This is a genomic window from Longirhabdus pacifica (assembly GCF_004115085.1).
Taxonomy (GTDB): Bacteria; Bacillota; Bacilli; order Paenibacillales; family DSM-105158; genus Longirhabdus; species Longirhabdus pacifica.
This window is the reverse complement of the sequence record NZ_QXJP01000003.1, coordinates 248464-257840: the sequence shown is the minus strand read 5'-3', so window position 1 is coordinate 257840 and position 9377 is coordinate 248464. Positions and strand designations below refer to the sequence as shown.

The following is a 9377-nucleotide window of genomic DNA, read 5'->3' as shown; positions in this document are numbered from 1 at the left end:
AATTTGAAAACCATTCCGTAATCGTTACTAAAAAGTAGCAATAAAATGTGTTTATGCTCTCTAATAATGAATTTTCAAATATAACAACTAAGAAAGCAATAGCCATACCGTGTAAAAACAACATAAACATAATGACAGGTAATTGCATTAAAAAACTTTGATAAAGTATAGATTTATTTTTTTGTGCATGCATATTCATGGATGAAGTCATTCCTTTTCTTTAGTTAGTTTAATTACACTATATTAAACTAACCTTTATTTTGTAAATGAGTATTTAGTACTAATTTTATACCTATATTGGCATCAATGACAAAGTTGCATGATACACTACGATGTAAACCGTTTATTACATCATAAAACAGCCATTAACCGTCTAGTGTTAGTGCAGACGACTACTGGCTGTTTTATGATTAAACTGAGTTCATTAATGTATATTTCAAGAAAATCAAAAAATATATACATTACTATCCTTATTCATAGATCTGCTCATTCCCTTTGATGGAACTATATTGAAAGTACTAAGAAGTTATCTAAAACATCAACATATAAAGCAGTATGGAATACAGTACACCAAATCCAATCGCTGAACTTACATTGATTAAAAACTGCTTTATATGATTAGATTCTATTTTTTCCTTATGTTGTAATTTTTTATATAAATATCTTGCATCTTTTACAGAAAATATTAGTCTTGCTAATGACAACCCTCCGGACATTGAAGTAATCAAAAAAAGTCCTTGTAATTTATTTGGTTGTACATGTGTACGAAAAGCATCAAGAAATATCGGATTGTCCTTCATCATGATAAGAAATAGTATAAATGAAACCATAATGCATATTGTTTCAATTAATTTATTCTTTTTATTTTTTTCTATATCACTTTTTTTAGCTTTTTCAAGCTCCACTAACTCACCTTGTATACCATGATCATTTAAAAATTGACGTAAACGTTGCTTAAACTTTGTTCGAGAGTAAAAAGCCAAATTTGCATCAGAATGCTGAACTAAAGTTAAATATTTTTTTGTCTCATCTTCATATTGTTTGAAAATACATTGTTTATTTTTATCTAAAGAACAAAAATATAACGAGCGTTTATACGGAAAAATATACATCAAAAATGTTTTCCAATAAAATGTTGAAATTTTAATATGATAAGGGCGTATCATATACGGAATAGGAACTTTTATTGTATCTTTTTCTATTATAAGTATTGGTGTACGACTAAAAAGATCTCTTACCAAATTGAGAATAGTAGGAATATAAAATAGGATAAGGATGATAATATACAATCCCATAAGAATACTGTATAGAAAACTACTTGTTCCAAAATTTGAAAACCATTCTACAATGGTGACTAGTAAGTAGCTATAAAATGTCTTCACACTTTCTAATAACTCCATGTCAGCAAAGACATAAATACTTAAAATAAATACAGTATGGACACCCAGAACACCTAGAATCTTTATCATTCTCAATTCAAAACTTTGATACATAATAGCGCTATCATTATCTGTATGCATATTCATGGATGACTTCATTCCTTTTCTTTAGTTAGTTTAATTACACTATATTAAATTAACCTTTATTTTGTAAATGGGTATTTAGTACTAATTTTATACCTATATTGTCATCAATGACAAAGTTGCATGATACATTACGATGTAAACCGTTTATTACATCATAAAACAGCCATTAACCGTCTAGTGTTAGTGCAGACGACTACTGGCTGTTTTATGATTAAACTGAGTTCATTAATGTATATTTCAAGAAAATCAAAAAATATATACATTACTATCCTTATTCATAGATCTGCTCATTCCCTTTGATGGAACTATATTGAAAGTACTAAGAAGTTATCTAAAATTTTTTTGGAATTACATCACAATATAAAGAATATAAAGATGTATGGAATACAGTACACCAAATCCAATCGCTGAACCTACATGAATTAAAAACTGCTTTATATGTTTAGATTCTATTTTTTCTTTATGCTTTAATTTTTCATATAAATATTTTGCATCTTTTACAGTAAATATTAATCTTGCTAATGCCCCTCCCCCGGAAGCTGCAATAATAAAAAACAATCCTTGTATTTTATTCGGTTGTACAGGTGAATGAAAAGCATCATAAAATATCTGAGTGTCCTTCATCATGATAAAAAATACAATAAATGAAATGATAACGCATATTGTTTCAATTAATTTATTCTTTTTATTTTCTATATCACTTTTTTCAGATTTTTCAAGCTGGACTACCTCTCCTTGTATACCATCATCATTTAAAAATTGACTTAAACGATATTTAAATTCTTTTTCCCATCGGAAAGCTAAAGTTGCATCAGGATGATAAAGTAAAGTTATATTTTTTTGTAACTCATATTGTTTAAAATTAAATGGTTTATTTCTATTTAAAGAACATAAATATAACGAGGGTATATATGGAAACATATACATTAAAATTGCTTTCCACTGTGTTGAAAATTTGTAACGATAATTAAAGGCCTGTCCACTCACCTTGTCTTTAGAAATTGCAAACAATGCATTCGTATCTTGTTTCACTACTTTCAACGGAATAGGAGCTTTTAAGTTATCTTTCTCTATTATAAGTATAGGCGTTCGACTAAATAAATTTCCTACAAAAATGAGGATATTAATGATATATAATATGATAAGTATGATAATAGGTAATCCCGTAAGAACATTGTATAGCATACTACTTGTTTCAAAGTTTGAAAACCACTCTACAATGGGGTCCTTGAAGATGAAACTATAAGATGTTTTCACACTTTCTAATAGCGAAAAATCAAAAGAGACATAAATAGCTAAAATACATAAAACATGAAAAAGTGGAAAAAATAAAATCTTTATCATTCTCAAGTGAAAGCTTTGATATAAAATAGCGCTATCATTATCTGCATGCATATTCATGGATGAAGTCATTCCTTTTCTTTAGTTAGTTTAAGTACACTATATTAAATTAACCTTTATTTTGTAAATGAGTATTTAGTACTAATTTTATACCTATATTGTCATCAATGACAAAGTTGCAACACATACTTCACATACTACAATACGTTGTAAATCGTTTATTACATCATAAAACAGCCAGTAACCGTCTAGTGTTAGTGCAGACGACTGCTGGCTGTTTTTATATACGTGTTATTGTGCTTCAACTGTAAATAAAATCTAGCGTATTCATGGTTACTTCATTATTGGTAATTAGGTAACGTCATCTTTCCAAATTTACCGTTGGAAGATCCTGTGTAAAATACACCATCTATGTACTCGATAAAATTCGGAATGCCGACATCCTTGTAGTTGATGAATTGATCTTGAATGCGATATACAATTCTTCCTAATGTATGGTCTACAACATACACATTCCCACTATGATCCGATACGATAAGCACATCCTTATTTGAAGCGAGTAGTTGTCCAGAATCTAAACCATTACCTAAATGAATTTTCCACAATGATTCTCCTGTTTCCAATGTAAAAGCATGAAGAATGCCATCGATCACAAAGGTTAATATATTTTGTTGTACTTGTTCTTTAAGAGAATACATATTGTTTCCTTCTAATGTAATTTCCCACAGCTTTTCATTACTGGAAATAAAGTACACAGTGGTAACAGTATGTTCGTTGTCTTCTAAAAACATATGCACTAAGAAATCATCATTCACAATATGATATCTAGTAAAGTCTATGACAACACCCGATAGAAGAGAAATGCTTTTTAACGTTTCACCGGTCGTTACATTCATTTGAATTAATCCATCGTTCATGATAAACCATTGTTTGCTTGCATTTTCTGGTTGTATGAGAGAAGCGAAAGAAGGTAATGTGAATGCGGGGGAGGATAAAGACCATTCCTCTTCTCCAGTTTTTTCATCGAATGCAGTAAATTGCTTTTGCTGGTTCAATAAATAAAGTGGTTGCGGTTGTTGCCCACTGCTCACTACATGTATTTCTTTTTGTTCTAATGTTTTCTCCCATAAAAGCTCATGTGTTTGATCATCATATACTGCTATCTTCATTTGATTTTCTAACGTTGTTGCAAGCATATACGTTGCATGGCCACTATACAATTGGACTCTACCTTCTACGGGTAGTTCCCTATGATGTAGCACTTCTCCTGTGCGGAGATGTAACGTTTGTAATGTGTTTTTGTACTCATTTTCAGGGGTAACCCTCGTTAATACAGATATACGCTCTTGATCGTTAGATATATGATAATCATAATATTCGAAACCTGCTTCTATTTTCCATAACAATTCTCCAGTAGCATCATCCAGTGCATATAAATTAGAATGTTCATGATGACCACTAATCCAACCGTCATCTCCTTCAACGAGTATGGTGTTCCCCATTTTCTCGACAAAGGAATTAAAGCTAATGTCACTCTCTACTCTCCATAACCAATTCACTTCTTGAGAAGGAGTGAACAACGCGAAGGCATCGCTGTCCACATGTTTTCCTTGAAACTTCCAATCTACCATCAAGCCTGTTTCGTCAAATTGAAAAAGAAGTATCCATGTTGCATGTTCATACCTCCATTGTTCCCTTGGTTGAGGAGGTCTCTCACTTCTATGTATAACTTGAGCATCTTCTACTATGGATGGTGCACCATACCAAGTGGTAATATCTGCTTTAGTTATCTCTTTTCCTTGTTGCAACATGGCTTTACTTATTGCAAAAACTTCATGGGGTAAATACGTTTCAATAGAAGGAATATGGTTGAATCGCTGCAATTCATTTGCGCTTATCCATTGGACGTGTGGAATGAGTGGCATCGTATCGTCAAGTATTGCAATCCAATCCTCATATTGTGCATAGGCTATGACATGTTCTCCAGTTTGGATACTACGATAAGCAGGTCCGTCAGGGTATAAGTGAACAGAGACTGCTTCATCCGATGATGACTGTACGACACTATCTGTTAAAGGAAGTGATGTTGTTGTTGCAATATTACGATGAACAAACCATTTTGGTATCCAGTCCGTAAAATTAATTTCGATGTATTGATCGTTACTGGCAGTGATGAGATCGGATGTACTTAGATCCGTACTTTTTGTGGGTACAGATGTTTCTTTTGGTTGAAAGGGATGACTGAAAGTAGGCACTTCAAAGGAAAAATAATGTTCTTCGTCTCTTAATGTGTAACCAATTTTGTTATCTGGGGAATAGGAGCTAGTAAGAGCAAGATCATCTTGAAAATGAATAGTAGTTTGAATGTCACCACGTTCGTCAGAAAAATACACACGATAGGAATGGAGGTTGTCTTCTTTATCCCAATACAACAATAACTGATACTTCATGTCCCCAGATTTTAATCCTTCCATATCTAGGACGTCAGAAATCCAATGTGATTGATGTTCGTAGTCTAGTTTGGCAAAATCATATTGAAAGAGATAGAAGTAATCAAGGTTATATTGATCGTGAGGTGGTCCTAGTGCAGTTCGGATATCAGAAGGAGTGAGGGCATCGTACTGGTCAAACCACTGCAATAGTGATTCCATTGATACATGGGAAAGTAACAGTGGATCTTCTTCAATGTTAAGCGTTAACGCATCTGTGTCCGTATGTACAGGATTTTGCTTTTGCTTATTTGTTTCCTCTGTATCCTCTGTGCATGCTGTTAGGAGTAACAAGCAAAGAAATACAGGGAATAGCAATAGTGTTTTTTGTGACAATCCTCTCACGCTCCCATTTATTTCAATATTTTGTTTATTTAGACGCGAGATGAGCGGGTAAGTTGCGATAGTAGATTTACTAATCCAAAGCATTTGAAAATGATATAATAAAATAAACCAAAACATCAGAGTCACGTTCAGAAAGAGTGATTGATTCCAGTCAAATAGCTAGAAAAATAAAAAACGATGAAATGCAATCAAGAATATTGGCAGTGATATTAGCCATGTCACATAAATTTTTATCCGATGAACAAATAAACGAATTTTTGGAGGTGATGGAAATGAATAAAATTTATGAAGCGATCGAGAAAAAAGGAATGGAAAAAGGTATGGAAAAAGGAATGGAAAAAGGGATTTTGAAAACTGCTGAAAATATGTTAAATGAAAATATAGATATTAACATTATTAAAAAAGTTACTGGACTTTCAGAAAAAGCAATTATGAACTTAAAAAATAACAAAATATGAGCACGAAGCGAGTTTACAACAACGATTTCATTTTAAATGGACAGTATATAGAACGGCTTCGTTGCTCTTTTATCTTTATATTATAGAAATCAACCCCAATTGCGAACCCGCAGGCAAATCCCAAGCAAGAGCAATAAGCTAACTCTCCATAGACAGCTTCTCTTTCTTATTCCCCTCTACATATCTAATCATGCATTCCGCTAAAATCACGCATAGTAGGATAGCCCCGTAGACCCCAAACATATATGCTATTTCAAAATCTACTTTGATGATATGAAAACCAACAAACGTAATCATATGAATGAATGCATTACTAAAACAAAAAAAGTAACTACGAACCATCCAATGAAGATGCTGTTTTATTTGCTTCTTTTTCACTTTTACTATAGCAATGACAATCCAAGCTGGCCAAACGACGTTTAGTACATTAAAAGGAATGCTAGTGATTTTCCCGCCCGTAGTGTGTGGTGCCATATATCCTGACGTTAAACAAACGAGAAACACGGATGCAAAATAGATGTAACCCATCCATCGGTGAAGTGTTGGTTTGTTCTGCAACATGTTTTGTGAAAAGTTAAGTGCACCGGTTATCGTTGCAATGCAGGCAAAAACGACGTGTACATACATCACATTCAACCATATGGGGAAGTCAATGGGACGCTTGATGTTCGTTTTATGGATCAGAAATGCAGAGGCTTCAGGATCGTAGATGAAATTTTTGAAAATAGAGTATGCTATTGCAGTAATTGCAAACCCTAGTATAATTTGATATAAATGTTTGTAAGATGACATAAGAAAAAACCTCTTTTTTTATTCACACATTGTGCGAATAAATGTATTTCATATGGATGGATATTGGTTAAATCACAGTAACATATGTTGAACCGTACGGTTTGGTTTTTATTAGTATACATGAATGTACAATAAATAATGATGAAAAACATGACAATCTTGTGTAGAGTGTGATATTGGGATTAGTCAATAAGAAAGGATGATTTTCATGCGAAAAGGGGAAAGAACCAAAAAGCATATTATTGAGAAATCTGCTGAGCTGTTCAACCAACAAGGATACGCTGGTACTTCTATGCAGGATATTATGGATGCCACAGGGTTAACAAAAGGTGGGTTGTACCGCAGTTTCGCTAGTAAAGAAGAAATTGCTACTGCTGCATTTCAACATATGGGTGGAACGTTATGGGAACGTTTCATGGAGGCTGGTCAAGCAAAAGTGACTGCGACAGATAAGATTATGTCGATATTCAGTTTGTATCATGATGCAGTCTATGAACCACCGATGAAAGGCGGATGCCCGTTTTTGAATACTGCTGTGGAAAGTGATGCATCTTATCCTGTGCTGAGAGAGCCTGCGGTAGAGCAACATAAGCAAATGATAAAGTATATAAAAAGCTTGCTGAAACAAGGGATAGACGATGGTGAGTTCAATACAGAAATCGATATAGGGGAGACAGCATCGTTTATTTTCTCTGCGATGGAAGGCAGTATTTTGTGTAGTAGACTTACGAAAGATAAACGTCACGTGGAGTATACTTCGCGTCATATTCAATATGTGTTACATACGTTTAAAGTGTCCTAATATTTCTACAATAGATGCACCGATGACATGGTAGAAGTGAAGATGTCATCGGTAAAAAACATCATGGTGAAGTGTTTTTTTGACTAAGAGTATTGGACGAATTCTTTTTGAGGCATAACCCCTTCATCTTTCCATACCGAACCTCTACGTTCGAACTCCATCAATTTTTCTACGATGTGAGCTACCTTAGGTCCCACGAATTTTTCAACTAAATAAATGGCCAAATCTATCCCTGAAGTAACACCGGCACTACTAATTAGATTGCCATTTTCAACGATTCTTGCGTCAATGGGGTATGCGCCTAAATCACCTAATGCTTGCATCCCTCCATGATTGGTGACGGCATACCGTCCCTTAAGTAACCCGTTCATAGCAAGGAGCAAAGACCCTCCGCATACGGTCGCAATGGTTTTGTTAGGATCATGCAGTGATTGTTTTACGAGAGAGGATAAATCTGTATTTGCTGCTCTTTGCAAAATAGCTTCTATGGAATTGTGTCCACTTGTTCTTCCCGCCGCTCCAGGTACGAGTATGATATCTGCAAGAGATGGATCCAGTATTCCACTAGCTGAAATTTCGGTGTTGGTGATACTACTTTTTAGTGTTCTAGCTCCTTCCGCTGATACAAATTCAGCACGTATAGCTCCATCTGAAATAAGTTCTGCTGCACAGAAAATTTCATAAGGTCCTACAGCATCCATCAAGTCAAAGCCATCAAATAATGATATTTGTACTAACATAGCAATTCCTCCTGCTAACATATAATTTAGAAACCGAACCGTACGGTCTCTTTGTTTATTATAGCATAGTTTCAAAATTCTGTTATACTAAAGTTATTTTTAAAAAGAAGTATAGCCAAAGATTTATCTGTGGATGCTTCTACCGCAAGAAGATAATTTAAAAGAAGAGAGGATGGGAACGAGAATGAAACATATTGGATCGGAGCAGACTGCCACGAGTTCACAGCTATCGTCCCAGTATCAAGCTGAAAGTGAATTTCGTGTAGCATTTAATCGCATTATAGGAACAACTCCGACAAAATTAGGAGATGAAAACATTTTAAAAGCAAGTTGGATAGACACGTGTGTAGGTCCGATGGTCGCCATCGCCGATGATCATTATTTATATGTACTAGAATTTTTAGATCGTAAAGGTCTAGAGAGAGAAGTAGAACGATTTCGCATAAAAATGAAAGCTGTCATTACGCAAGGTCGCACCAAGCCTATAGATCAAATACAACATGATCTCACAGCGTATTTCACAGGGAAATGTGACGTGTTCACAGCACCCTTTTATATACTAGGTACGTCATTTCAGCAAACAGTATGGAAACAATTGCAGAACATTCCTACTGGGGAGACAAGGTCTTATGGACAAATTGCTGAAGCATTAGGAAAGCCCACTGCATACCGAGCAGTAGCACAGGCGAACGGGTCTAATCAATTGGCGATCGTTATCCCTTGTCATCGCGTTATTAACGCAGACGGTCAATTAGGTGGTTACGCTGGAGGAGTGACAAGGAAGAAGTGGCTGTTAGAGCATGAAAAGAAAATGATGAAAACAAACCTCGGCACATCATGAAGTAAAAGAAATGCTTTGTGCAATAAGCTTAGATAAAATATAC

The 9377-nt window shown here is 34.3% G+C and carries 9 protein-coding genes; 3 read left to right on the top strand and 6 right to left on the bottom strand.

Going from position 1 to position 9377, the window contains the following annotated elements:
- The 4 genes from D1Z92_RS17475 to D1Z92_RS03915 all read right to left on the bottom strand — a co-directional run.
- Nucleotides 1–199, bottom strand: a 199-nt coding sequence (locus tag D1Z92_RS17475; protein WP_206099704.1) for a hypothetical protein, incomplete at its 3' end; no start/stop codon positions are given.
- A gap of 331 nt (nt 200–530) precedes the next feature.
- Complete coding sequence (locus D1Z92_RS03925; RefSeq protein ID WP_128894348.1) at nt 531–1526, bottom strand: hypothetical protein; 996 nt, start codon at nt 1524–1526, stop codon at nt 531–533.
- A 348-nt stretch (nt 1527–1874) separates the two neighbouring features.
- Entirely contained in the window at nt 1875–2567 is a 693-nt protein-coding gene (locus D1Z92_RS03920) for a hypothetical protein (protein WP_128894347.1), read from the bottom strand.
- A gap of 641 nt (nt 2568–3208) precedes the next feature.
- Nucleotides 3209–5692: an outer membrane protein assembly factor BamB family protein gene (locus D1Z92_RS03915; RefSeq protein ID WP_128894346.1), complete on the bottom strand. Its 2484-nt coding sequence runs from the start codon at nt 5690–5692 to the stop codon at nt 3209–3211.
- Nucleotides 5693–5973: 281 nt separating this feature from the next.
- Here D1Z92_RS03915 and D1Z92_RS03910 point away from each other — a divergent pair, with 281 nt between their 5' ends.
- A complete protein-coding gene (locus D1Z92_RS03910) occupies nt 5974–6159 on the top strand; it encodes an Rpn/YhgA-type helix-turn-helix domain-containing protein (RefSeq protein WP_128894345.1) in 186 nt (61 codons plus the stop codon).
- Between the two features lie 138 nt (nt 6160–6297).
- On the opposite strand, the gene D1Z92_RS03905 is transcribed toward D1Z92_RS03910, so the two are convergent.
- Entirely contained in the window at nt 6298–6951 is a 654-nt protein-coding gene (locus D1Z92_RS03905) for a DUF2306 domain-containing protein (RefSeq protein WP_128894344.1), read from the bottom strand.
- Between the two features lie 208 nt (nt 6952–7159).
- Between D1Z92_RS03905 and D1Z92_RS03900 the strand changes: the two genes are divergently transcribed.
- Nucleotides 7160–7753, top strand: coding sequence for a TetR/AcrR family transcriptional regulator (locus tag D1Z92_RS03900; protein WP_128894343.1), 594 nt, complete (start codon nt 7160–7162; stop codon nt 7751–7753).
- A gap of 83 nt (nt 7754–7836) precedes the next feature.
- On the opposite strand, the gene D1Z92_RS03895 is transcribed toward D1Z92_RS03900, so the two are convergent.
- Nucleotides 7837–8493: a DJ-1/PfpI family protein gene (locus D1Z92_RS03895; protein ID WP_164931445.1), complete on the bottom strand. Its 657-nt coding sequence runs from the start codon at nt 8491–8493 to the stop codon at nt 7837–7839.
- 184 nt (nt 8494–8677) lie between these two features.
- Between D1Z92_RS03895 and D1Z92_RS03890 the strand changes: the two genes are divergently transcribed.
- A complete protein-coding gene (locus D1Z92_RS03890) occupies nt 8678–9334 on the top strand; it encodes a methylated-DNA--[protein]-cysteine S-methyltransferase (RefSeq protein ID WP_164931444.1) in 657 nt (218 codons plus the stop codon).
- The last annotated feature ends 43 nt before the right edge of the window (nt 9335–9377 follow it).